The 20,223-nt window shown below is 67.1% G+C and carries 27 protein-coding genes; 14 read left to right on the top strand and 13 right to left on the bottom strand.

From position 1 onward, the window contains the following. Nucleotides 1-175: 175 nt before the first annotated feature. Nucleotides 176-928 carry an Lrp/AsnC family transcriptional regulator gene (locus tag J0X25_RS29080; protein ID WP_207287411.1) on the top strand — a complete coding sequence of 251 codons (753 nt, stop codon included), beginning with the start codon at nucleotides 176-178 and terminating at the stop codon, nucleotides 926-928. Between the two features lie 63 nt (nucleotides 929-991). Here the strand turns inward: J0X25_RS29080 and J0X25_RS29075 are convergent, their stop codons facing one another. After that, nucleotides 992-1,804 (bottom strand): HNH endonuclease, encoded by an 813-nt coding sequence (locus tag J0X25_RS29075; protein ID WP_207287410.1) that lies wholly within the window; start codon nucleotides 1,802-1,804, stop codon nucleotides 992-994. A gap of 105 nt (nucleotides 1,805-1,909) precedes the next feature. Here J0X25_RS29075 and J0X25_RS29070 point away from each other — a divergent pair, with 105 nt between their 5' ends. Beyond that, entirely contained in the window at nucleotides 1,910-2,518 is a 609-nt protein-coding gene (locus J0X25_RS29070; RefSeq protein ID WP_207287409.1) for an amphi-Trp domain-containing protein, read from the top strand. A gap of 27 nt (nucleotides 2,519-2,545) precedes the next feature. Here J0X25_RS29070 and J0X25_RS29065 read toward each other — a convergent pair whose 3' ends face one another. Continuing rightward, nucleotides 2,546-3,280: a DUF547 domain-containing protein gene (locus J0X25_RS29065; RefSeq protein WP_207287408.1), complete on the bottom strand. Its 735-nt coding sequence runs from the start codon at nucleotides 3,278-3,280 to the stop codon at nucleotides 2,546-2,548. 115 nt (nucleotides 3,281-3,395) lie between these two features. Here J0X25_RS29065 and J0X25_RS29060 point away from each other — a divergent pair, with 115 nt between their 5' ends. From J0X25_RS29060 to J0X25_RS29050, 3 genes are all read left to right on the top strand, one after another. Continuing rightward, nucleotides 3,396-4,421, top strand: a complete 1,026-nt coding sequence (locus tag J0X25_RS29060) for an AI-2E family transporter (RefSeq protein WP_207287407.1) — start codon at nucleotides 3,396-3,398, stop codon at nucleotides 4,419-4,421. Between the two features lie 119 nt (nucleotides 4,422-4,540). Next, a complete protein-coding gene (locus J0X25_RS29055; RefSeq protein WP_207287406.1) occupies nucleotides 4,541-4,858 on the top strand; it encodes a hypothetical protein in 318 nt (105 codons plus the stop codon). A gap of 152 nt (nucleotides 4,859-5,010) precedes the next feature. Then, nucleotides 5,011-6,264: a tRNA (N(6)-L-threonylcarbamoyladenosine(37)-C(2))-methylthiotransferase gene (locus J0X25_RS29050; protein ID WP_207287405.1), complete on the top strand. Its 1,254-nt coding sequence runs from the start codon at nucleotides 5,011-5,013 to the stop codon at nucleotides 6,262-6,264. Between the two features lie 30 nt (nucleotides 6,265-6,294). Here the strand turns inward: J0X25_RS29050 and J0X25_RS29045 are convergent, their stop codons facing one another. Beyond that, nucleotides 6,295-6,774, bottom strand: coding sequence for a redoxin domain-containing protein (locus J0X25_RS29045; protein WP_207287404.1), 480 nt, complete (start codon nucleotides 6,772-6,774; stop codon nucleotides 6,295-6,297). 129 nt (nucleotides 6,775-6,903) lie between these two features. Here J0X25_RS29045 and J0X25_RS29040 point away from each other — a divergent pair, with 129 nt between their 5' ends. Further along, nucleotides 6,904-7,140, top strand: a complete 237-nt coding sequence (locus J0X25_RS29040; RefSeq protein WP_207287403.1) for a glutathione S-transferase N-terminal domain-containing protein — start codon at nucleotides 6,904-6,906, stop codon at nucleotides 7,138-7,140. Nucleotides 7,141-7,182: 42 nt separating this feature from the next. Here the strand turns inward: J0X25_RS29040 and J0X25_RS29035 are convergent, their stop codons facing one another. The 3 genes from J0X25_RS29035 to J0X25_RS29025 form a co-directional block, all read right to left on the bottom strand. Beyond that, a complete protein-coding gene (locus J0X25_RS29035) occupies nucleotides 7,183-7,593 on the bottom strand; it encodes a cupin domain-containing protein (protein WP_207287402.1) in 411 nt (136 codons plus the stop codon). Nucleotides 7,594-7,653: 60 nt separating this feature from the next. Next, nucleotides 7,654-8,544, bottom strand: a complete 891-nt coding sequence (locus J0X25_RS29030; protein WP_225896643.1) for a mechanosensitive ion channel family protein — start codon at nucleotides 8,542-8,544, stop codon at nucleotides 7,654-7,656. Between the two features lie 84 nt (nucleotides 8,545-8,628). After that, nucleotides 8,629-9,174, bottom strand: a complete 546-nt coding sequence (locus J0X25_RS29025; RefSeq protein ID WP_207287401.1) for an HIT family protein — start codon at nucleotides 9,172-9,174, stop codon at nucleotides 8,629-8,631. Between the two features lie 250 nt (nucleotides 9,175-9,424). Here J0X25_RS29025 and J0X25_RS29020 point away from each other — a divergent pair, with 250 nt between their 5' ends. Next, nucleotides 9,425-9,625, top strand: coding sequence for a DUF7835 family putative zinc beta-ribbon protein (locus J0X25_RS29020; protein WP_207287400.1), 201 nt, complete (start codon nucleotides 9,425-9,427; stop codon nucleotides 9,623-9,625). Nucleotides 9,626-9,784: 159 nt separating this feature from the next. On the opposite strand, the gene map is transcribed toward J0X25_RS29020, so the two are convergent. The 3 genes from map to J0X25_RS29010 form a co-directional block, all read right to left on the bottom strand. After that, nucleotides 9,785-10,684, bottom strand: coding sequence for a type II methionyl aminopeptidase (gene map / locus J0X25_RS29015; RefSeq protein ID WP_207287399.1), 900 nt, complete (start codon nucleotides 10,682-10,684; stop codon nucleotides 9,785-9,787). Between the two features lie 108 nt (nucleotides 10,685-10,792). Continuing rightward, entirely contained in the window at nucleotides 10,793-10,924 is a 132-nt protein-coding gene (locus tag J0X25_RS39805; protein ID WP_284145138.1) for a hypothetical protein, read from the bottom strand. Between the two features lie 307 nt (nucleotides 10,925-11,231). Beyond that, complete coding sequence (locus tag J0X25_RS29010; RefSeq protein WP_207287398.1) at nucleotides 11,232-12,194, bottom strand: isoaspartyl peptidase/L-asparaginase; 963 nt, start codon at nucleotides 12,192-12,194, stop codon at nucleotides 11,232-11,234. Between the two features lie 99 nt (nucleotides 12,195-12,293). On the opposite strand from J0X25_RS29010, the gene J0X25_RS29005 reads away from it, so the two are divergent. From J0X25_RS29005 to J0X25_RS28985, 5 genes are all read left to right on the top strand, one after another. Further along, on the top strand, nucleotides 12,294-12,662 hold the full coding sequence (locus tag J0X25_RS29005) for a hypothetical protein (RefSeq protein ID WP_207287397.1): 369 nt from the start codon (nucleotides 12,294-12,296) through the stop codon (nucleotides 12,660-12,662). 95 nt (nucleotides 12,663-12,757) lie between these two features. Continuing rightward, nucleotides 12,758-14,020, top strand: a complete 1,263-nt coding sequence (gene icd / locus J0X25_RS29000) for an isocitrate dehydrogenase (NADP(+)) (protein ID WP_207287396.1) — start codon at nucleotides 12,758-12,760, stop codon at nucleotides 14,018-14,020. 259 nt (nucleotides 14,021-14,279) lie between these two features. Further along, nucleotides 14,280-14,795, top strand: coding sequence for an NUDIX hydrolase (locus J0X25_RS28995; protein WP_207287395.1), 516 nt, complete (start codon nucleotides 14,280-14,282; stop codon nucleotides 14,793-14,795). Between the two features lie 205 nt (nucleotides 14,796-15,000). Beyond that, nucleotides 15,001-15,438 carry a GNAT family N-acetyltransferase gene (locus J0X25_RS28990; protein WP_207287394.1) on the top strand — a complete coding sequence of 146 codons (438 nt, stop codon included), beginning with the start codon at nucleotides 15,001-15,003 and terminating at the stop codon, nucleotides 15,436-15,438. 93 nt (nucleotides 15,439-15,531) lie between these two features. Next, on the top strand, nucleotides 15,532-15,972 hold the full coding sequence (locus J0X25_RS28985; protein ID WP_207287393.1) for a TRAM domain-containing protein: 441 nt from the start codon (nucleotides 15,532-15,534) through the stop codon (nucleotides 15,970-15,972). On the opposite strand, the gene J0X25_RS28980 is transcribed toward J0X25_RS28985, so the two are convergent. Together J0X25_RS28980 and J0X25_RS28975 are read right to left on the bottom strand one after the other, a co-directional pair. Beyond that, a complete protein-coding gene (locus tag J0X25_RS28980; RefSeq protein WP_207287392.1) occupies nucleotides 15,973-16,707 on the bottom strand; it encodes an SDR family NAD(P)-dependent oxidoreductase in 735 nt (244 codons plus the stop codon). It lies immediately after the preceding gene. Nucleotides 16,708-16,804: 97 nt separating this feature from the next. Beyond that, on the bottom strand, nucleotides 16,805-17,146 hold the full coding sequence (locus J0X25_RS28975; protein ID WP_207287391.1) for a cupin domain-containing protein: 342 nt from the start codon (nucleotides 17,144-17,146) through the stop codon (nucleotides 16,805-16,807). Nucleotides 17,147-17,270: 124 nt separating this feature from the next. On the opposite strand from J0X25_RS28975, the gene J0X25_RS28970 reads away from it, so the two are divergent. After that, nucleotides 17,271-17,795 (top strand): DUF5817 domain-containing protein, encoded by a 525-nt coding sequence (locus tag J0X25_RS28970; protein WP_207287390.1) that lies wholly within the window; start codon nucleotides 17,271-17,273, stop codon nucleotides 17,793-17,795. Nucleotides 17,796-17,886: 91 nt separating this feature from the next. Next, the gene (locus tag J0X25_RS28965; protein WP_207287389.1) at nucleotides 17,887-18,249 is read left to right on the top strand and encodes a hypothetical protein; all 363 of its coding nucleotides are present in this window, start codon (nucleotides 17,887-17,889) and stop codon (nucleotides 18,247-18,249) included. Nucleotides 18,250-18,301: 52 nt separating this feature from the next. On the opposite strand, the gene J0X25_RS28960 is transcribed toward J0X25_RS28965, so the two are convergent. Then, complete coding sequence (locus tag J0X25_RS28960; protein WP_207287388.1) at nucleotides 18,302-19,321, bottom strand: hypothetical protein; 1,020 nt, start codon at nucleotides 19,319-19,321, stop codon at nucleotides 18,302-18,304. After that, entirely contained in the window at nucleotides 19,321-20,208 is an 888-nt protein-coding gene (locus J0X25_RS28955) for a hypothetical protein (RefSeq protein WP_225896642.1), read from the bottom strand. Before J0X25_RS28955 ends, J0X25_RS28960 begins: the two co-directional genes overlap by 1 nt. Nucleotides 20,209-20,223: the final 15 nt, after the last annotated feature.

Raw genomic sequence — 20,223 nt, 5'->3', positions numbered from 1 at the left:
ATCGATCATCAGATGCCGTCTTTAGCCGGCTAGATCATAAACCATCCGATAGTATTGACGATTGCTTACTTTATGCGCATGAAAATTTCTGAATCCGTAGTGATATCTTTTTAGTTACCATTGTGGGGCGCGACGGATCAGAACCGTGTATAGTGGTGACCCACTATGGGCCAGCATGGACCACCGGCTCGACGAGATCGATCGTCGAATCATCCACGCGCTGATGGACGACGCCCGGAACACCGCGGCGCCGGCGATCGCGGAAGACGTGAGCGTCTCCCCCGGGACGATCCGAAACCGGATCGCCCAACTCGAGGAGCGGGGGATCATCACCGGCTATCACGCCGACGTGGACTTCGAGCGGGCGGCGGGGCATCTCACCAACCTCTTCATGTGTAACGCGCCCGTCTCCGAGCGGGAATCGATGGCCAGACGGGCGCAGGTGATCCCCGGCGTGACTAACGTTCGGGAGCTGCTAACCGGTCGGCGGAACCTGCACGTGCTCGCGGTGGGGGAAGACACCGCGGATCTCCGTCGGATCGCCCGCGCGCTCTCGGATCTCGGGATCGAAATCGAGGACGAGGTGCTCGTCCAGAACGAGACGACGCGAGCGTACGCGCCGTTCGGCCCCTCCGACGAGACGCGCGAGGCCATGCTGACGGACTTCATCAGCCTCTCCGGCGACGCGGAAGTCGCCGAGGTGACCGTCGACGAGGACGCCCGGATCGCCGGCATGAACCTGCAGGAAGCGGCTCGCTACGAGGTGCTCGACGACGACGCGCTCGTCGTCGCCATCGAGCGGGACGACGCCGTCCTGACGCCCCACGGCGACACGGTCGTCCGACCCGACGACATCATCACGCTCTTCTCCCGAAACGGGGTCGCCGAGGAGACGATCGCCGTGTTTCGCGCGGACGACGACGAGTAACGATCCCGACCGAGCGCGACGGCGATCGACTGCCGGCGACGGCATCCACCCGTCCGATGCCGTTCAGGACTCCGTCAACTGCTCCGCCAGCGTCATCGTCCGATCGGTCAGCGTCTCCGTCGTCCCGGACGCCGCCTGCAGTCCGTCGTTGATCGCCGAGAAGAGCCGTTCGAACGCGAGGCGCCCGTCGCCGCTCCGCCAGTCGGCGGTTTCGCGGGCCTCGAGGCCGCAGGTCGGACAGGTACCGTCCTCGAGTTCGTCGAAGCAGCCGTAGCAGCGGTCGAGACCGGCGGGAACGGTCTCGGCGAGGATCACGACCTCGCGCAGGCTCGACTGGAGGTCGCCGGCGGTCTCGACGACCGCCGCGAGCGACGAGTGGACGTCGGCGTCGAACGCCGTCTCCTCGACCGCCGCGAGGCGCTCGAGGCGCGCGTCGACGACGTCGAGCGCGAGCAGCACCCCGCGGCGGGTGTCGCAGTAGTTCGCGGCGGTCTCGTCGGCGGTCGGTTCGGCCCCGGCATCGGCCTCCTCGAGCGTCGTCGGCAGCGACGTCGCGAGCGAGGCGAACGAGGCAACGTCGGAGATGGCGCCGCCCTGAAGGCGAGTGGTCGCGCGGACGAGCTGGAACAGGTCGTCTCTGGCGGTCGGCCCCGAGACCGCGCCACCGGAGTCCGACCGCACCAGCTCGAAGCAGTCGGTACAGACGGTTACGAGGGCGCTCTCGTGGACCGCCCCCTCGAGCGGGACGGCGCCGACGGGGTACGTTCGGAGGGCGGTCGGATCGGCGGCGTCACCGGCCGTCTCGCAGCGTCGACACGTGTGGTCGTCGCGCTCGAAGACGGCGCGGCGGTCGGCCTGCCAGTCGCGGGAAGTCACGGCCGAGCGAAGACAGCGCGGGGGCAAAAACGCACCGGCTCCGCGAACGGGCGGCGTCGGTCGGTTCCACATCAACCATAACTCGCTGGACGTCGTAGGGGACGTATGGACGATTCACCGAGCGAATTCGACGAGATCGAACTCGAGCGCGCGTACGACCGCGAGGAACTCGCCGACGTCTTCCGCGAGTTCGCGGGCGCACTGGCAGACGATCACCCGATTCGAATCGACGACGGCGAGCGAACCGCCACGGTCACGGTCCCCGAACGGGTCGTCGCGGAGTTCGAAGCGGAACGCGAGACCGACGATCCGCCGGTCGCCGAACTGGAACTCGAACTCGAGTGGGACGATCCGGACGGCTCGACACTCCGGATCGCGGAGAGCGAGGGCGACGAGCCGGGAATCTCGATCGAGGGGGGCGACGAGGATGGTGGGGAAGCGAGCGACGCAGGCGAAACGGGCGGCGGGGAGACGGGCCAGGAGCCGGCCGATTCGGCAGCCGCCGAGGGTGAAGGGGGGACCGACGGGCGAACCAGCCGGTTCGAGGTCTACGAGGACCGCGCCGAGGAGTGGCGCTGGCGGCTCGTCCACTGGAACGGGAACATCGTCGCCGACAGCGGCGAGGGGTACACGTCGCGGTCGAACGCCAGACGCGCCGCGCGAAGCGTCATGCGGTCCGCGCCGAACGCGGCGCTCACGGACCGCGACGACTGACCGGTACTGGAGCCACGACGCGACGAACTAGGGGCGAAACTCCGCCGGTTCGCCGTCGAAGTCCACGTCGGGGGCCCGCGTCGCCGACTCGTACTCGAGGGTCGGCCGCGTGCCCGGAGAAACGGCGTTGTACTGCCGCAGGAACGAGACGACCCCGCGTTTGCCGCCGAAATCGCCGCGGTACCGGTGGAAGAGTCGCGGCACCGTCGCGACGTCGTCGGCCGCGTCGTACGTGACCGTCTCCTCGAGGAACCACTCGACGGCGATGTCGAGTTCCGCGTCGACGTCCGGCGGCGAGTAGACCGTCACCGGCGGGCCGTGGCCGTCGACGCGACTGAGCGCGAAGTGGATCCGGGGATCGCACTCGGGGAGGCGAAAGCGGCGTTCGAACGACGAGGGGAACGGGCGCGGAACGTAGCCGAAGCCCCAGGGGTGTTTCGAACACCGGAGGAGACCGTGCTGGACGTCGGTGAGGCTGAGCCAGACGCCGCCGATCGGGATCCGATCGCGGGAGACGAACTTCCAGCGCTCGAGCGCGCCGCCCTCGACGGACGTCGGCTCCGCCTCCAGTAGCAACTGGATGTAGGCGTTGTAGCAGTTGAGCCAGAACGCGAGTTTCCCCTCGCGGCTGGCGAGCGCCCTGGCGAGTTTCGACCGATCGAGCGTCGCGAGGTGCTCGCGCAACCAGTCGGTATCGCCCCCAGTCTTGACCGCGTAGAGCAGATCGGCCGAGAGGGAGAGGGGGTCGAGCTGGGTCGACATTCCATCCAACGTAAGCCTACCAGCACCTTGAAGCCGTGTGAGAGTGAGGGCGACAGTCTCTCCGCCGGACAACTCCGGCCCCGGTTTTATCAGTCACTGCGTGGACAGGACGACCGTGAACCTCAGCAAGGGGTATCTCCTGACGCTCGTCGGCGTATTCACGTATCTCTCGTGGCTGCTAGTCGAACCCTTCGTGCAGTACGTGCTCGCAGCAGTTCTCCTCGCATTCGTGCTCTATCCCCTTCAGAAACGGCTCGAGCGGCGCGTGTCGCCGACGATCGCGTCGTTCCTGCTGCTCATATTCGCATTCATCGCCTTCCTCCTGCCGTTCGCCGTGATCGTCGCACTCGTCGCCGAGGACGCCGCCCGGATCCTCGAGGACGGAAACACCGGCTCGCTCGGCATCGCCGAACTCGAGGAGGCGATCCAGTCGCAAACCGGCGTGAGCGTCGATCTCGTGTCCTCGCTGACGGACGCCGCACAGGGGGTCGGAACGGCCGTGCTCGAGCGATCGACCGCGTGGTTCGGCGCGCTCACCCACGCGATCATCGGGCTGGGACTGGCGTTCTTTCTCATCTACTACCTGCTCAAGGACGGCGACGAACTGATGGCCTGGCTGCGGAAGATGTCGCCGCTGCCAGCGGACGTGCAGGACGAACTCTACACCGAACTCTCCGAGGTAATGTGGGCGGTGCTGGCCGGTCACGTCCTGATCGCGATCGTTCAGGGAGCTATCGCCGGCCTAGGACTGTTCGCCACCGGAATCCCCAGCGCCGCGTTCTGGACGTTCATCATGATAATCCTCGCGCTCATCCCGCTGATCGGGACGTTCCTCATCTGGGGCCCCGCCGTCGCCTACCTCGTGGTGACCGGCGAACCGGCCCTCGCGGTCGCGCTGGCGGTTTACAGCACCATCATCGTCGGCATCTCGGACGACTACCTGCGTCCGATCGTCGTCGACCGCTACGCCCAGATCAACCCCGCCGTCATCATCCTCGGCGTCCTCGGCGGGGTCTACGCCTTCGGCGTCATGGGGCTGTTCTTCGGCCCCGTCGTCCTCGGCGCCCTGCTCACGGTCGTCCGGGTCGTCGACGAGAACTACGACCGACTCGAGGGCGAGTCGGGAACGACCGAGACCTGATCGCCGGCGGTGAGCGATTCGGGCGCTGGCTCCCGTTCGACGGCAACCACGAGACCGCGTCCGATCGGTAGTATCGGTCGAGCGGGCGTTCCTCGTCCGTCGAGTCCGTAGGTCCGAGCATGCGCGTCCGGACCTACATCTACGACGGCGAGACCGCCGCCGATCACGTCGACCGCGTCCGCGAGCGGCTGGCCGATCGCGACGGGGAGATCGAGTGTCTGGACGTCGCCGCCGCGGAGCGTCGGGCCGACGCCGTCCGGGAGGCGACGTTCGCGATCCGCGAGTCGGTTCGAATCGGAACGACACCCGACGGCCTCTACGACGACGCGGGCGATCCCGACTTCTCGGCCGGCGTCCTCATCACGCAGGAACCGACCGGACGGCGGCGTATTCACGTCGGCGAAGACGCGCTCGCGGCGCTCGAGGAATCGGCGTAAGGCTCGAGTGGGTCATTCCACGAGGGGCAGAAGCTATCAGCCGCCGTGGCCCGCGAGCCGAACCGACCGCCCCTCGAGACCCGTTGTCACGGCCGTTGCGCCGCGGATCCGTCGCGCTTTTGCCCTACGAGATCCGACACTGTGGTGAGCGAATGGCCCGGTATCACATCGAAACGTACGGCTGTACGTCCAACCGCGGGGAGAGCCGCGAGATCGAGCGACGGCTCCGCGACGCGGGCCACTACCGGGTCGACGGGGCCGAGGATGCCGACGTCGCCATCCTCAACACCTGTACCGTCGTCGAGAAGACCGAGCGCAACATGCTCCGCCGGGCCGAGGAACTCTCCGCGGAGACCGCGGACCTCTTTATCACGGGCTGTATGGCCCTCGCGCAGGGCGAAGCGTTCGCACAGGCCGACGTCGACGGACAGGTACTCCACTGGGACGAGGTGCCGGAGGCGGTCACCAACGGCGAGTGTCCGACGACGACCCCCGACGCCGAACCGATCCTCGACGGCGTCGTCGGCATCCTCCCCATCGCGCGGGGCTGTATGTCCGACTGCTCGTACTGCATCACGAAGCAGGCGACCGGCAAGATCGACTCGCCGTCGATCGAGAAGAACGTCGAGAAGGCCCGCGCGCTGATCCACGCCGGTGCGAAGGAGCTCCGCATCACGGGCCAGGACACCGGCGTCTACGGCTGGGACGACGGCGAGCGCAAGTTGCACCGGCTGCTCGAGGAGATCTGCGAGATCGACGGCGAGTTCCGCGTCCGCGTCGGGATGGCGAATCCGAAGGGCGTCCACGGCATCCGCGAGGAACTGGCCGCGGTCTTCGCGGAACACGAGGAACTGTACGACTTCCTCCACGCGCCGGTCCAGTCCGGCTCGAACGACGTGCTCGGCGACATGCGCCGCCAGCACCAGGTCGAAGAGTACGTCGAGGTCGTCGAGACGTTCGACGACGCGCTCGAGTACTGGACGCTCTCGACGGACTTCATCGTCGGTTTCCCCACCGAGACCGAGCGCGACCACGAGCAGTCGATGGCGCTCCTGCGTGAGACCCGGCCCGAGAAGATCAACGTCACCCGCTTCTCGAAGCGCCCCGGTACCGATGCCGCCGAGCTGAAGGGTCTGGGCGGCACGGTCAAGAAGGAGCGCTCGAAGGAGATGAGCGCGGTCAAGCGCGAGATCGTCCGCGAGGCCTACGCGGACATGGTCGGCGAGACCCGCGAGGACTGTCTCGTCGTCGAGGCGGGCACCGCCGACTCCGTGAAGTGTCGCGACTCCGCGTATCGCCAAATCATCGTGCAAAATGCGAGCGACCACGGCATCGAGCCCGGCGACTTCGTCGATCTCGAGGTGACGGCCCACGAGACGATGTACGCGTTCGGAGAGCCGGTCTGAGTTCGCGCTTCAGTTCGTCCGACGACCGTTCTAGAGGTCCGCAACGGCGTTTTCGATTTCCTCTCGAGGCAGCGGCGAGATCCAGTCGTCCGCGACGAACGCGTACTGCACCTCACGGTCGGCGTCGACCACGAACGCCGAGCGCCACGGCGTCGAGACGTTCGCCATGTGATCGCGGTCGGCCAGCAGGTCCAGCGACTCGCTCACCTCGCCGTTCACGTCGGCGAAGAAGCGGAACGCGGGTTCGTCCAGCCAGCGGAGGAACTCGTTTTGCGCGTACGGGCCGTCCCGGCTGACGCCGAGGACGGCGACGTCCTCGAACTCGCCCCAGCCGGCGCGGACGAACTGCTTCCACCAGTTCTGTGCGATCGCGCTGAACGCGAAGCCGGTACAGATCACGACGCCGCCCCGCTCGCCGAGCGCCTCGGAGAGCGCCGTCGAGCGAAACGTCTCGCCGTCGCACAGCAGCGCCTCGAAGTCGGGGAGTTCGTCGCCCTCTGTCGGTGGCATACCCCGAGTGTTCCGCGGAGCGACAAAAGGGTCCGTGCTCCGGCAGGACGCTGTCGACGACGGGTCCATCCACGGACCGCGAGCGGACGGCCACCCACCCTTTTGGCGATTCGGGTCGAACGGTCGTGTATGGTTACGCTCTATCAGCTCGAGGGCTGCCCGTACTGCGAACTGGTCGCCGACCGCCTCGATGAACTCGAGGTCGACTACGACAGCGTCTGGGTGGAGGGGCTCCACTCGAAGCGTGACGAGGTCAAGCGCATCTCCGGCCAGCGGCAGGTACCGGTGATCATCGACGACGAGTACGGCGTCACGATGGCCGAGTCCGAACGGATCATCGACTATCTCGATCAGACGTACGCCTGATCAGCCGCGAACGCCTGAGCCGTCGCGGAGAGAGGTCGCCAGCTACTCGTCGTCCTCCTCGAGTCCGTGGGGATCCAGCCCCGGGTCCTCGACGGCGGGCGCGCCGATGGCGAGCACGACGCCCTCCTCGTCGCCGACGTTGCGGTGGCCGTGGCCGACCTCGGGTTTGGCGATCCAGAACGTCCCCGGCCCGGCATCGACGTACTCCTCCTCGCCCGAACGGCCGAGTTTCAGCGAGAACTCGCCCTCGAGGACGTAGTAGATCTCCTCCTGTTCGGCGTGGGCGTGGTACCGAATTTCCTCGCCGGGGTCGAAGTACCAGAGTTTGAGGTGGACGTCGTCGGTTCCCAGGACCTCGTCGAGCGCGCGGATCCGCAGGTCCGGCGGAACGTCGTCGCTCTCGGAGAGGTCGGTCGTCGGCACGTCGTCGGCGTGTACGACTTCGTACTCCATGCTACCGTCCCGCACGACGACGGGCACCAAAAACGTCCCGACCGGGGCGCCGTCCGAGTCTTACTCCGCGCGGCCGCCGCCAGTGTCGTCGTCCCGCACTCGAGACGGCGGTCCCGGCCCGACGGTGACGGATCGCTCGAGCGCCTGCGGACTCGCGGCGGCGAGGTCGATCCCCTCGCGCTCGAGGCGGTCGACGATCTCGCGGGCGTACTCCGAGCGGACCCGACCGAAGGTGGTGCGATCGGGATCGGCGATCCAGAACGAGGCGACGACCTGCACCGCATCGTCGAGGGCCGCGATTCGGGCGGTCGGCTCCGGTTCCGCGAGGATATCGGGGTGGTCGACCGCCGCGTCGGTCAGGATCCGAGCGACGGCGTCGAGGTCGTCGTCGTACCCGACCGCGATCGGGAGGGTCAGCCGGAGCTGGTCGTTGAGAACGGCGTTGGTGACCGCGTTCGCGGTCAGTTCCGAGTTCGGCACCGTGATGATCTCGTTGTTGAACGTCCGAACCCGCGTCGACCGGAAGCTGATGTCCTCGATGATCCCTTCCTGATCCGACCACCGAATCCAGTCGCCGATGTTGAAGCTCGGATCGGTGACGATGAACGCGCCGCTGACGAAGTTGCCGACGACGTTCTGCGCGGCGAACCCGAGCGCGACCGTCAGCGCCGCGACGAGGATCGCCGCCCGTTCGAGGACGAAGCTGAGCCCGGCGATCGAGAGGCCGACCACGACTGCCGCGGCGACCACGCCGAAGGCCACGAGGCGCTCGAGCCCCCGTTTCAGGGTTCGTTCCGTCCCTCGGTAGTCCAGCGCAGCGCTCACGACCGGCCGGACGACGACGCGGCCGAACGCGTACACCAGCGCGAACGTCAGCAGGAAGGTCGCGACGTTGTCGAACAGGGAGAGATACGTCGCGAGCAGTTCCTCGAGGCGGGTCAGCACGTACACGTGGTCGGACTTCGTCGGGAACGCGCACAAGGATTCGGCCGGCAGGCGCGCCGGAGGCGAGGTCGCAGCGCGACCTCGGCGCCGCTACTCGAAATCGAAGACGACCGCGCTCCCCTCGTCGGGAACGGTCGCACCAGCCTGCTCGGCGAAGGCTTCGCGGACGCGCTCGTAGGTGTCCGCGAGCGCCTCGACGATCACCGAGGTGTCGCTCAGAACGGGCATGAAGTTGGTGTCGCCCTGCCAGCGGGGGACGACGTGAGTGTGGAGGTGGTCGTCGATCGAGCCGCCGGCCCCGTCACCGAGGTTCAGGCCGGCGTTGAAGCCGTCCGGCTCGAGGGCCGTCTCGAGCGCGTCGAAGGTGCGCTGTTTCAGGCGGGCGTGATCGAGCAGTTGTGCGTCGGTGAGGTCGCCGTACGCACCGGTGTGGGCCTGAGGGATCACCATCACGTGCCCCGGATTGTACGGGTAGTTGTTCAGCATCGCGAAGGCGTGATCGCTTCGCGCGACGATCAGGTTCTCGGCGTCGGCGTCCAGATCCGGGAGTTCACAGAAGACGCAGTCGTCGATATCGGGGTTCTTCTCCTCGCGTCTGATCCACTCGATTCGCCACGGTGCGAAGACCTGTTCCATACGTGAGCCCACACAGGGCGCGCCTAAAGGGTTTCAGTTCGAGCGTTCGGTCACCCGTTCGGACAAAACAACGTCTCTTCACAGTCAGAAATCGAGATTATTTTCCAACGGAACGCGGAGCGAAGCCCGTGAACGATATGGAACGCTCTCGCGGCGTCATAGGCGGAGAGTAACGGCGTCTTGCGATTTTTCGACTCACGGCTCGAAATGAAGCAGGGATTTAAGCCCACACTACCGAAAGGTCTCGGTAATGGCAACGACTGACGACTCCTTCAACGGGATGACCGAACACTGCACAGAATGCGACCTGGACACCCTCCACGAAGTCTCGGTCCAGATCCGCACCGAGAGCCTCAAGAAAGAGAACGCCCAGTTCTCCCGCGAGCCCTACCGCGTGGCCGAGTGCCAGCAGTGTGGGAACCGCTCCAGCCAGCGGATGAACAACGCTTGAGAACGGCGTCGAGTCGAGCGACCGAGCGCGAACGCCCTCGGTACCCGGTCTCCCGCTCTCTTCGTCTTTCACGGGTAGCGCGCACTCGCTTCGAACCGAACCGATTCTCGAGACCGATGCGAATATCGGAAAACAACCCGCTTCCGGGAACGCGGTCGTCTATCGTTCCGTCGTCACTTCGCAGCCGTCTTCGGTGACGATGATCGTGTGCTCCTTCTGGCTGACGAGGGAGCCGTCGTCCTCCTTGAGCACCGGGTAGCCGTGCACGATGTCGTTGCGTTTGAGCCGGCGCAGCGCCATCTCCGCGCGGTCGGTCTCGAGCCACCGCGTCGCGAAGGGCAGCGTCCGGAACTCCTCGGTGATCTGCTCGAGGGCCTCGCGGGCCTGCCGGTTGCGGACCGAGCCCTCGCGCTCGAGCGCGAAAATCTCCTCGCTGGCGCCCTCGCTGACCTTGCCGCCGCCGTCGGTCGCGAACGGTTCGATGGCGACGACGTCGCCGACCTCGAGCGTCGCGCCCTGCGAAACGGCCCGATTGGGGATGTTCGGACTGGTGTGTTGTTCCCAGTGGCCGAGTCCGTGCCCGGTGAGGTTGACGACGGGGTTGTAGCCGTAGCCGTCGATGACGTCCTCGATTTCGGCGCCGATGTCGCCGGTGTCGACGCCCGGTTCGACGACCTCGAGGGCGGCCTCCAGCGCCTGTTCGGAGGCCTCGGCGAGTTCGGGATTCCCCGAGAGGTCTACGGTGATCGCGGTGTCGGCCAGCCAGCCGTCGATGTGCACCCCGATGTCGAGATTGATCATCTCCTCGCCGAAGGTCTCCTCGTCGTCGATCGACGGCGTCGCGTGGGCCGCCTCCTCGTCGACCGAGATGTTGACCGGGAAGGCGGGTTCGCCGCCGAGCTCCCGGATCCGATCCTCCGCGTACTCGGCGACCTCGAGGTGGCTCGCGCCGACCTCGACGCGCTCGGCTGTCTCTTCGCGCACCTGCGCGAGGATCTCGCCCGCCTCGCGGTGCTTCTCGTACTTCTCGGACTCCAAGTCCACCTCGGATTCGGCCATGCACCGGCGTTGTACCGGTCGACAAAAAGAGGTTCCGTCTCCGACCGACGGCCGCCCTCGAGACCCCATCGGCGATGACGCGGCCGATTCCGTCGGCGAGGAACCGGACTATATCGATCCCGACCGCCGATCGGCGTCGACCCAGTTGCACTGCGGACAGGCCTCGACGCCCTGGACGTTCGACAGCGTCGCCGCACATCGGGGGCAGTTTCGAGCCCCGTGGAAAGGCGATTCCAGCATCGTCTCGGACCACGATCACGACGATGTTAAAGGTATCTGACGTCAATCGTCGAAACATCCGGGATAGTATCAGTCATCGTGAGTTCAGTTCCGCGTCTTCCGTCCACGAAGACGGCATCGCGTCGGGACAAACGGAGCCTAACGTCAGCACGCTGTCCGAAACGGTCACCGTCGTTTTATCGGTTCCGAGAGTCCCCTCACTCGGCGTGAGAGACGCCACGACTGGGCACTTCCGGTCCACCGGCCGACGACCCACTCGAGATCGGCAGTGAACGAACCCGGCGGGTGGCGCCGATCTCGAGTCCGGTCACGACCGGCGAGTCGCGCTCGCCGTCTGCATCGCGACACTGTTGTACGCCGAGCCGAGGGTTCCACGCGCGTCGATAGCGATGACGCCCGCCGTCGAGCCGGTCAGCTCCGCGAACTCCTCGAGCGCGAGTTCCGCGGCCGCGTCGGCGTCGCGGCCCCGTTCGACGTGGCGGGCGACGCGCCTCGAGAGCGTCACGCGAGCGATATCCTCGCCGGCGCCGGTCGCGCTGACCGCGGCCGCGGGCGAACAGTAGAATCCCGACCCGACCTGCGGAACGTCCCCGACGCGGCCCGCGAGCGCGAGCCACCGGCCGCCGGTCGAGGTCGCCGCCGCGAGGGCCTCGCCGTCGAACGCGACGGCGCCGACCGTGTCGTGGTCCGTTGGACCACGGCTCGCTGGACCCCGTCCAGCGTTGTCGTGATCCGCCGGCGGCTCCGTGGAATCAGCGTCAGAATTCGTTCGACCGCCCGAATCCGATTGACCGTACCGCTCGCGAATCCACTCGAGTTGCGCCCGGGGATCGTCGGCCGGCGGTGTTTCGAGGTCGGCCCACCGCTCTCGTGTCCGATCGGACCAGAGGTCGACCCCCGTCTCGATCCCGTACGCGTCGGCCAGCGCGACGGCGTGCTCGCCGGAGACGAATCCGTGTGGCGTCTCCTCGAGCACGAGTCGGGCGACGCTGACCGCGCGTTCGACCCCCGGCATCGAGCAGGCCGCGCCGACCGATCGATCGTCGGTCATCAGTCCGGCGTCGGTGCGGATCGCGCCGTCGCTCTGGACGGCGCTCCCGATTCCCGCGTTGAATCGAGGATCGGACTCGAGGACGCGCACCGCCGATTCGACCGCATCGACGGGGTCCGTCTCCGCTGCGCCGGAGTCGGCGGCCCGCTCGAGCCGTTCCTGCCTGCCCTCGGGATCGTCGGGGGCGCTGCCTGCGCCGCCGTGGACGAGTACCTGCATACCCGTCCCGACGGATCGGCTGCGGGAAGAGGTTTCGCGATGGGGCCGTCGGAGACGGTATCCCCGACACGTTCGAGAGCGGCCTGTGTAGCGACGACGATGACGCCAGTCGTCCTGCTCGTCGTGTTCTGTGCGGCGATGGCAGCGGTTGCGGTCGGGCGACTGGCGATCGCGGACGAGCGGGATCCCGCCGATATCGGCACGGCGCTCGTCGGTGGCGGCGTGACGGTGACGCTCGGCTACTGGGAGGCGCCGCCGACGCCGAACGCGTCGGGCGACTGCGGATTCAGCGGGTGGCTCCCCCTCGAGACGGCCGGTTCTGCTCGTGTGCGGGGTCGAGCCATCCCGTTACGCCGGGCGAAGTTGTGGTTTTGCCGCGAGCGGACCAGTCATACGACGAACGTTTATCCGGGCCGGAAGGGCAGACGAGCGGTACCCGGCCGTCGAAAGCCAGTAGAGGAGAAATAACCGGCAATTCTCCGTCTGAGTATCGTTCAACTTTTGCCGGTGCGTCGATGGAAATGGTAGACCTTTTACCCGCGTCGAAGAACCGTATAGACGAGATGAGCTACGACAAGATCGAGGTCCCCGAGGAGGGGGAGAAGATCACGCTGAAAGAGGGTACCGAGGACGAACTCGAGGTACCCGACAACCCGATCATCCCGATCATCTACGGCGACGGCGTCGGGAGCGACGTCGGCCCGGCCGCACAGAAGGTTCTCGAGGCCGCCGCGGACGAGACCGGCCGCGAGATCAACTGGATGCGCCTCTACGCGGGCGGGTCCGCACGCGAAAAATACGACGAGAACCTGCCGGACGAGACGGTCGAAGCGATCAAGGAACACCGCGTCGCGATCAAGGGCCCGCTGACGACGCCCGTCGGCGCCGGCTTCCGCTCGCTGAACGTCGCCCTGCGGAAGAAGCTCGACCTCTACGCGAACGTGCGACCGACCTACCACCTCGACGGCGTCCCGTCGCCGGTCAAGAACCCCGGCGAGATGGACATGGTCACCTTCCGTGAAAACACGGAAGACGTCTACGCCGGCATCGAGTGGGAGGAAGGCACCGACGAGGTCCAGGAAGTCAAGGAGTTCGTCGAAGAGGACATGGGCTTCGACAACACCATCCACGACGGCCCCGTCGGCATCGGCATCAAGCCGATCACGGAGTTCGGCTCCAAGCGGCTGATCCGCCGTGCCATCGACTACGCCCTCGAGCACGACCGCGACTCGGTCACGCTGGTCCACAAGGGTAACATCATGAAGTTCACCGAGGGCCAGTTCCGCGACTGGGGCTACGAGGTCGCCGAGGAAGAGTACGGTGACGAGGTCATCACCGAGGACACGCTCTGGGAGGAGAAAGACGGCGAAGCACCCGACGACGCGGTCGTCGTCAACGACCGCATCGCGGACAACATGCTCCAGCAGATCCTCACCCGCACCGACAACTACGACGTCGTCGCGACGATGAACCTGAACGGGGACTACATGTCCGACGCCTGTGGTGCCCAGATCGGCGGTCTCGGTATCGCGCCCGGCGCCAACTTCGGCGACGGTCGCCTGCTCGCCGAGCCGGTCCACGGCTCCGCACCCAAGTACGAGGGCCAGGACAAGGTCAACCCGACCGCCATGATCCTCTCGGGCCGCATGATGCTCGAACACATCGGCTGGTCCGACGCCGCCGACCTCGTCCGCGACGCCGTCGAAGAGACCATCTCCTCCGGCAAGGTCACCTACGACCTCGAGCGCAACCTCGAGGACGCCGAGAAGCTCGCCACCAGCGAGTTCGCGGAGGAAGTCGTCGACAATATCGAGAAACTTTCGTAGAAAGTTTCTCGCACTCTCGCGGCACCGCCGCGACAACATCGAAAAACTGTCGTCGACAGTTTTTCGGACAGTCAGACCGCTTCGCGGCCTGACGCTTTCGAGAAACTTTGACAAAGCGGACTTCGAACTCGGACCGCGGCCGCGATCTACGCTCCATTTCTTTCGACTACCGACTTCGAGTAGCTGCGGCGGACGCGCGACAAGGGTCGCCTCGGGGTCGATCAGTGGTTTTTCGACCCGGTAGCCACGAGGGTCGGGTATGGACCCTTCCCTCGAGCCGGATACCCTGCGCGACCGCGACGACGTCGAGTTTCAGACGGAGACGCGCACCCTCTCCGCGCCGGAGTTCGAGACCGCACAGAGCCTCGAGAGTCGCGTGACGGTCGGTATCATCAACGCCGCGGGCGAGGTGCTCCTCGTCGCCGACGGCGCCCGCGACTGGACGCTGCCCGGCGTTTCCGTCGGGGCGAACGCGGAGTGGGGCGACGCCGCTCGCCGCGCGATCGAATCGCTGACCGGCCTCGAGGCCGAGGTCGACGAGCCGATTCGCGTCCGGGAGGTCGCGTTCCGAGAAGAAGGCGAGTCTGACCGGCAGCGACGGACGTACGACGTCCTCGTCCGGACGACCCCGGTCTCCGGCCGCCCCGTCGCGGAGGAACCGACGATCGGGGACGACGACGTCGCGGACCTCATCTGGCTCGATCGGGTCCCCGAGGGCGTGTCGGACGGCCTCGCGGCCGACGTTCGATCGGTCCTCGAGCGGTCGTCGGACTGACGGCGGGCGTGACGCACGTCGTCGTCCTCGATCGCGAGCGCCGGGAGCGCATCGACGAGGTTCGACAAATCCAGACGCGGTACTGATTCCGACGCCGGTCGCGATATGCGTTCTCTCGGCCTTGGTGGGGGTGTCGGGCGACAGAGGACGGCTGGCGGTCCCCGATCGATAACGTTCTCACGGTCGAATCACCTAGCGACGCGTGATGGACGACATCGACGTTCGCATCGCCGACACCGAGGACGAACGCGCGGACGCCTTCGCCGTCCGACGGACGGTGTTCGTCGAGGAGCAAGGCGTCGACGAGGACCTCGAGTACGACGAGCACGACGAGACGGCGACGCACTTCGTCGCGACCGACGGCGACGACCCGATCGGCGCCGCCCGGTTGCGGGAGTACGAGGACGGCGTCGGCAAGGTCGAACGGGTCGCCGTCCTCGAGTCGCGCCGCGAAGAGGGGGTCGGCCGGGAGCTGATGGTCGCCGTCGAGAACCGCGCCCGCGAAACGGGGCTCGAGGCGCTGAAACTCCACTCGCAGACCCGCGCCGCCGACTTCTACCGACGACTCGGCTACGAACGCCGCGGCGAGGAGTTTACCGAGGCGGGGATCCCCCACGTCGAGATGCGGAAGTCCCTGGAGTGACTCGAGGGCGGGAGAGACGAGGGCCGAAGCCGAGACGAGGTATTCAGTAGATTCAAGGGCACGTGTCCTGATTCTGGACGGTAAGGATATTCGATGAAGGTTTCTGATCAGCTTCTGTGCCTGTTTTCCGGACGAATCGAGGAACGAGACGGCTCGTACGTCGTCGAGATTCCCGAACGAGAACTCGAGTTAGGGGACGTAGACGACGGCCGGACGTACCGGGTCGCGCTGGTGTCTCCCCCCGAAGAAGAGACGGAAGACGCGAAACCGGACGCGGAGACGGGGACGGAACCGGAACGAGAATCGACGCCAGCGGACCACCGACTGGAACCGCCCGTCGAAGCCGGCGAGACGCGGACGGTCGAAATCGAGGACGTCGGCGAGCAAGGCGACGGGATCACCCGCGTCGAACGCGGCTTCGTCGTCATCGTGTCGGGTGCGGACACCGGCGAGCGGGTCCGGATCGAGATCACCCAGGTGCAGGAAAACGTCGCCTTCGCCGACGTCATCGAGCGCCTCGATTACTACGAGTGACTACCCGAGCCGCTGCTCCCACTCCTCGGCCGGCATCGACTCGCCGCTGACGCCGTCGGGTCCCTGCGAAGCGAGGAGGACAGCGGCGTCGTTCATCACGTCGGGGTCGAGGATCTGCTCGCGCTCCTCGTCGGGGAGGTGCGCCCAGATGTCGGTGTCGACCCGTCCGCCGGGGTCGAGCGCGTTGGCGGTGACGCCGTGCTCTTCGCCCTCGAGCGCGGTCGTCCGCGTCAGCCCCTCGAGGCCCCACTTCGAACTGACGTAGGGAGCAGCGCCGCCGATGGCGTGGCGACCGAGTCCGGAGGAGATGTTGATGACGTTCCCGTGCTCCTGCTCGTACATGTGGGGGAGGACGGCGCGGGTGAACAGGAAGACGCCCTTCAGGTTGACCTCGAGGACGGTGTCCCAGTCTTCCTCGGAGATGTCCTCGAGTCGGTTCCGCTCGTCGTACATGCCGAGCAGGCTGACGCCGGCGTTGTTGACCAGCGTGTCGATGCGGCCGAACTCGTCGATGGTCCGGTCGATCACCTGCTCGACGGCCTCGCTATCGCGGACGTCCGCGGGAACGACGAGCGATTCGCCGGGTAGTTCGGCGGCGATTTCGTTCATCCGGTCCTCGTCGCGGGCGGTGAGCACGACCCGCGCTCCCTCCTCGGCGAACCGTTCGACCATCGCGCGGCCGAGGCCCCGACTTGCGCCCGTTACCACGATTACGTCCTCGTCTAGCGTCGACATGCACCGAGGTTCGGTCGCTGTCGACTTCAATCTCGGCGTCGCGGTACGACGGGTGGCGCGACTCGAGCCGTCGTGGCGTCCCCTCTCGTTGGGCCGGCTACTCCTCCTGCCAGCTCGGATTCTCCCGCGGCGGGCTGAAGATGTCGACGCCGCGGACGGCCTCGTCGCCGCGGTTCTCGGCCGCGTGGGGCTGGTCGCCCGGAATCGCGAACGAGTCGCCGGGGCCGCAGACGATCTCCTTTCCCTCGAGGAAGAAGACCAGTTCGCCCTCGTAAACGAATCCCGTCTGCTCGTGGGGGTGGCTGTGCTCCTCGACGACGGCTTCGGGTTCGATCTCGAAGTGCTGGACGTTCATCGAATCGGTGCCGGCCATCAGTGCGAGGTGGACGCCGTCGGCGGCTTCCGACGGCTCGAGGTCGTCGAGTGACACGCGTTCCATACGACTCGAGAGGACGCGACGACGCATAGTTCTCGAGGTCGAGCCGAGACGGGCAGGTGAGACGCCCCTCTACGTCCGCCCCGCGTGCCGAACCTTGAACTACCGGGCGGCCCCACTGCGAGCCATGTACGCCGTCGTCGGCTGTAGCGAGTGTTCGAACCTCTGGATCATCGAGGGACGCTCCGAGACGACCCAGTGTCCCCGCTGTGGCTCGCGCAAGGCCTACGAGAAGCGCAAGAAGTTCGTCGAGACCGACGACGCGGCCCACGCCCGCGACGTCCGCGCCTCGATGCTCGCCAACCGACAGGGCGAGGGCGAGGCGTTCGCCGAACTGGACTCCTTCGATGCCCTCGAGGAGCAGGTCGCCGACGGCGTCGTCGACGACGACGAGTACCTCGAGGAGTCCGGCCTCGACGTCGGCGAGGTCGACGCCGCGGGCGACCGCGACCCGCGCGGGCCGAATCGCAGCGGCAGCAAGAAGGAAATCGTCGAGCAGGCGCTCGAGGAACTCGAGCGGCCGACCGAGGACGAGGTGGTCGACTACGCCGGCGAGCGCGGCGTGTCGGCGGAGTACGTCCGGAACGCCCTCGAGAAACTCGTCGGACGCGGCGAGGTGAGCGAGAGTCGCGGTCGGTACCGACGACTGTAGCGGTCGCTCGCGCTCGAGCGGCGAGACGGGCGGTCGGCGACGACGGGCGAGAACGGCAAGGCTTTCCACTGCGGGAGCCAACGGCGAGTGAATGGAAGAGACGGTCGACGTCCAGGGGCAGGCGATCGGTGCCGGATCGATAGTCGCGCTCGCGTTCGCCGCGTACGGGCGGTTCATCGACGAGACCGTTCTCGGATTCGACGCGACGGCGCTGGCGACGGGCGCGTTCGCCGCGACCTTCGCCGCGGTCGCCCTCCTCCACGGCGCGTACGGTCGCCGCGACTTCGCCGTCGCCCACGGCGTCGCCGCGGTCGGACTGCTGCTGGTCACCGTGGCCGCGACCGGACTCCAGATGCTGGGCGGGCTGGCCCTACTGATCGCCGGCGGCGCCTACGTCGCGGTCGCGACGGTTCGCGCTCGAGACGACGCCGCGGTCGACGAACAACCAGCGTAACGGGAGCGAGGAGAACGGTTTCGCGAGCCCCTGCGGCGGAGCGGACGGCGGCCTACCAGGGGAACAGCGGCGGTAGCTCGGACGCGACGTCCGACGCGGTCAGTTCGTCACCGTCTTCGCCGTGGGCCATCGCCGGGAAGGGGCCGAACGAGGAGGCGTGGTCGACGTACTGCTCGTAGCCCGCCCTCGTGTGCGGGGAGAACGGCGTTCGGAGATCCTGCTCCTCCAGCGCCCACTGGCCGAACCGCTCGTTGGCGTTCTCGTTTTGCCGCCACTCGCCGCCCGAGAGCCGACTGCCTTCCTCGAACTCGGTCTCGTCGCGCTTTCGCTCGTCGACGTAGAGGTAGTGCTTTGGGTACGGGCTCGCGTCCCAGGCCCGGGCGAGCGTCGTTCCGTCGGCCATCGCCGCGAGCTCGAGGAACGTGTACATGGTCGGCGGCTGAACGACGAACGCGGGCACCGCCTCGACGTCCATCCCCGTCGTCTCGAGGAACTCGACCGGCCCGAGTTCGTAGAACTTCTCGCGCATGATCTCGATGTACGTGTCGGTCCCGCCGAAGACGACGGAGGCGCGCACGCCCTCGACGCCGTCGACTTCCTCGCGCACGGCGTCGCTCTCGAATCGCTTGTTCGAGACGTCGGCGGGGAGTTTGTCCTTCCCGTCGAACCAGTCGAGGTCGTCGCGCTCGATGATGTCCCTGACGACGTTCTCCTCTCCAGGTTCCCCTTCGACGCCGACGTACGACGGCCGCTCGTCGGCGTTCGTCTCGAGGGCGACGCTCGGCTCCACGAGGGTCCGTCCGTCGGGCGTGGAGAACGAGAGTTCGATCTCGTTCGCGAGGCGGTACTGGCGAAGGCCCTCGTCGTACTCCGGGAGGTGCTTTCGCATCTCGCGGACCGTCTCCAGGTCGTCGGGGAGATCGGTCACGGCGTCGGCGACGAACCACGCGTCGAGGCTCTTGCCGTCGTAGTCGGGCATCGCGCTGTCGAGGGCGTCGCCGTCCGCCGAACTGTTCTCGCTGTGGCCGGGGAGCAACGTGACGGTCGTCGCCGACGTCGAGCGCTCGACCATCAGGACCACCCCCCGCCGAATTCGATCTCGGTGTCGGCGACCGTGAGCAGGAACCGGTCCGCGGCGAGGACTTCGAACCGATAGGGCTCGGTCGCGCCGTCGGCGAAGTAGAACGTACCCGCCTCACCGTCCTCGAACTCCTCGGTCACCTCGGTCCGGACGTACGCGCCGTGATCGAACTGGAGGTCCCGCATCGTCGCCGCGAGTCGGGCCCGTCCCGCGGGGTCGACCGAGTCGGTCGCCCGGACGGCGTCGAAGACGACCCCGCCACGGTACGCGAACGACCCGTCCGACGACTCGGGGTCGCGGTCGGCCGGGTACCAGCCGATCTCGAGGCGGGACGCCACGTCGAGGAGATCGTGTTCGACGTCGCTCGCGTCCCAGTAGACCTGCCCCGGCGTGGCCTGCGGAACCGTCACCGGATCGGACTCGGCGACCGGGTCCCGCGTCGAGTCGTCGAGGAGGTCCGTCGAGCGATAGAGTCGGAACTGGAACGCGATCGGTGCGTCGGTCCCGTCGACCCGACCCGGCGTGACGTCGGCGACGAAGTAGGGGTGCGCCGAGAGGTCGAGGTCGGTGATCGGCCGCGAAATCGTCGGCGATGGATCGTCATCGACCGCGACCTCGAGGGCGTACTCGCCCTCGGTGACCGCGACGGGACGGTCGCGTCGGGCGACCCTCGACAGTGCGACGTCACCGTCGGCGCCCCACCCGTCGAGCGTCGACTCGAACGTGCCGAGCAGCAGTTCGTCGATCGAGTCGGCGGTCAAATCGGCGCTCGCGTGGTTCGACGCGATCGTCCCGAACGCGGCGGCGACGCCGGTTCCCGCGAACGCCGACAGCATCCCGCGGCGCGACGTCCGGAGTAGGCTCTCTTTTTCGGGCATTTACCGAGCGGGTGA

The organism is Haloterrigena alkaliphila (genome assembly GCF_017352155.2).
Classification (GTDB): Archaea; Halobacteriota; Halobacteria; order Halobacteriales; family Natrialbaceae; genus Haloterrigena; species Haloterrigena alkaliphila.
This window is presented reverse-complemented; position numbering and strand designations above follow the sequence as displayed.

Excerpts from the sequence above, each read along its gene's own strand:
- J0X25_RS29080 (WP_207287411.1), top strand. The coding sequence starts at position 176 with ATGGACCACCGGCTCGACGAGATCGATCGTCGAATCATCCACGCGCTG.
- J0X25_RS29070 (WP_207287409.1), top strand. The coding sequence starts at position 1,910 with ATGGACGATTCACCGAGCGAATTCGACGAGATCGAACTCGAGCGCGCG.
- J0X25_RS29065 (WP_207287408.1), bottom strand. The coding sequence starts at position 3,280 with ATGTCGACCCAGCTCGACCCCCTCTCCCTCTCGGCCGATCTGCTCTAC.
- J0X25_RS29055 (WP_207287406.1), top strand. The coding sequence starts at position 4,541 with ATGCGCGTCCGGACCTACATCTACGACGGCGAGACCGCCGCCGATCAC.
- J0X25_RS29050 (WP_207287405.1), top strand. The coding sequence starts at position 5,011 with ATGGCCCGGTATCACATCGAAACGTACGGCTGTACGTCCAACCGCGGG.
- J0X25_RS29045 (WP_207287404.1), bottom strand. The coding sequence starts at position 6,774 with ATGCCACCGACAGAGGGCGACGAACTCCCCGACTTCGAGGCGCTGCTG.
- J0X25_RS29040 (WP_207287403.1), top strand. The coding sequence starts at position 6,904 with ATGGTTACGCTCTATCAGCTCGAGGGCTGCCCGTACTGCGAACTGGTC.
- J0X25_RS29035 (WP_207287402.1), bottom strand. The coding sequence starts at position 7,593 with ATGGAGTACGAAGTCGTACACGCCGACGACGTGCCGACGACCGACCTC.
- J0X25_RS29025 (WP_207287401.1), bottom strand. The coding sequence starts at position 9,174 with ATGGAACAGGTCTTCGCACCGTGGCGAATCGAGTGGATCAGACGCGAG.
- J0X25_RS29020 (WP_207287400.1), top strand. The coding sequence starts at position 9,425 with ATGGCAACGACTGACGACTCCTTCAACGGGATGACCGAACACTGCACA.
- map (WP_207287399.1), bottom strand. The coding sequence starts at position 10,684 with ATGGCCGAATCCGAGGTGGACTTGGAGTCCGAGAAGTACGAGAAGCAC.
- J0X25_RS39805 (WP_284145138.1), bottom strand. The coding sequence starts at position 10,924 with ATGCTGGAATCGCCTTTCCACGGGGCTCGAAACTGCCCCCGATGTGCG.
- J0X25_RS29010 (WP_207287398.1), bottom strand. The coding sequence starts at position 12,194 with ATGCAGGTACTCGTCCACGGCGGCGCAGGCAGCGCCCCCGACGATCCC.
- J0X25_RS29005 (WP_207287397.1), top strand. The coding sequence starts at position 12,294 with ATGACGCCAGTCGTCCTGCTCGTCGTGTTCTGTGCGGCGATGGCAGCG.
- icd (WP_207287396.1), top strand. The coding sequence starts at position 12,758 with ATGAGCTACGACAAGATCGAGGTCCCCGAGGAGGGGGAGAAGATCACG.
- J0X25_RS28995 (WP_207287395.1), top strand. The coding sequence starts at position 14,280 with ATGGACCCTTCCCTCGAGCCGGATACCCTGCGCGACCGCGACGACGTC.
- J0X25_RS28990 (WP_207287394.1), top strand. The coding sequence starts at position 15,001 with ATGGACGACATCGACGTTCGCATCGCCGACACCGAGGACGAACGCGCG.
- J0X25_RS28985 (WP_207287393.1), top strand. The coding sequence starts at position 15,532 with ATGAAGGTTTCTGATCAGCTTCTGTGCCTGTTTTCCGGACGAATCGAG.
- J0X25_RS28980 (WP_207287392.1), bottom strand. The coding sequence starts at position 16,707 with ATGTCGACGCTAGACGAGGACGTAATCGTGGTAACGGGCGCAAGTCGG.
- J0X25_RS28975 (WP_207287391.1), bottom strand. The coding sequence starts at position 17,146 with ATGGAACGCGTGTCACTCGACGACCTCGAGCCGTCGGAAGCCGCCGAC.
- J0X25_RS28970 (WP_207287390.1), top strand. The coding sequence starts at position 17,271 with ATGTACGCCGTCGTCGGCTGTAGCGAGTGTTCGAACCTCTGGATCATC.
- J0X25_RS28965 (WP_207287389.1), top strand. The coding sequence starts at position 17,887 with ATGGAAGAGACGGTCGACGTCCAGGGGCAGGCGATCGGTGCCGGATCG.
- J0X25_RS28960 (WP_207287388.1), bottom strand. The coding sequence starts at position 19,321 with ATGGTCGAGCGCTCGACGTCGGCGACGACCGTCACGTTGCTCCCCGGC.
- J0X25_RS28955 (WP_225896642.1), bottom strand. The coding sequence starts at position 20,208 with ATGCCCGAAAAAGAGAGCCTACTCCGGACGTCGCGCCGCGGGATGCTG.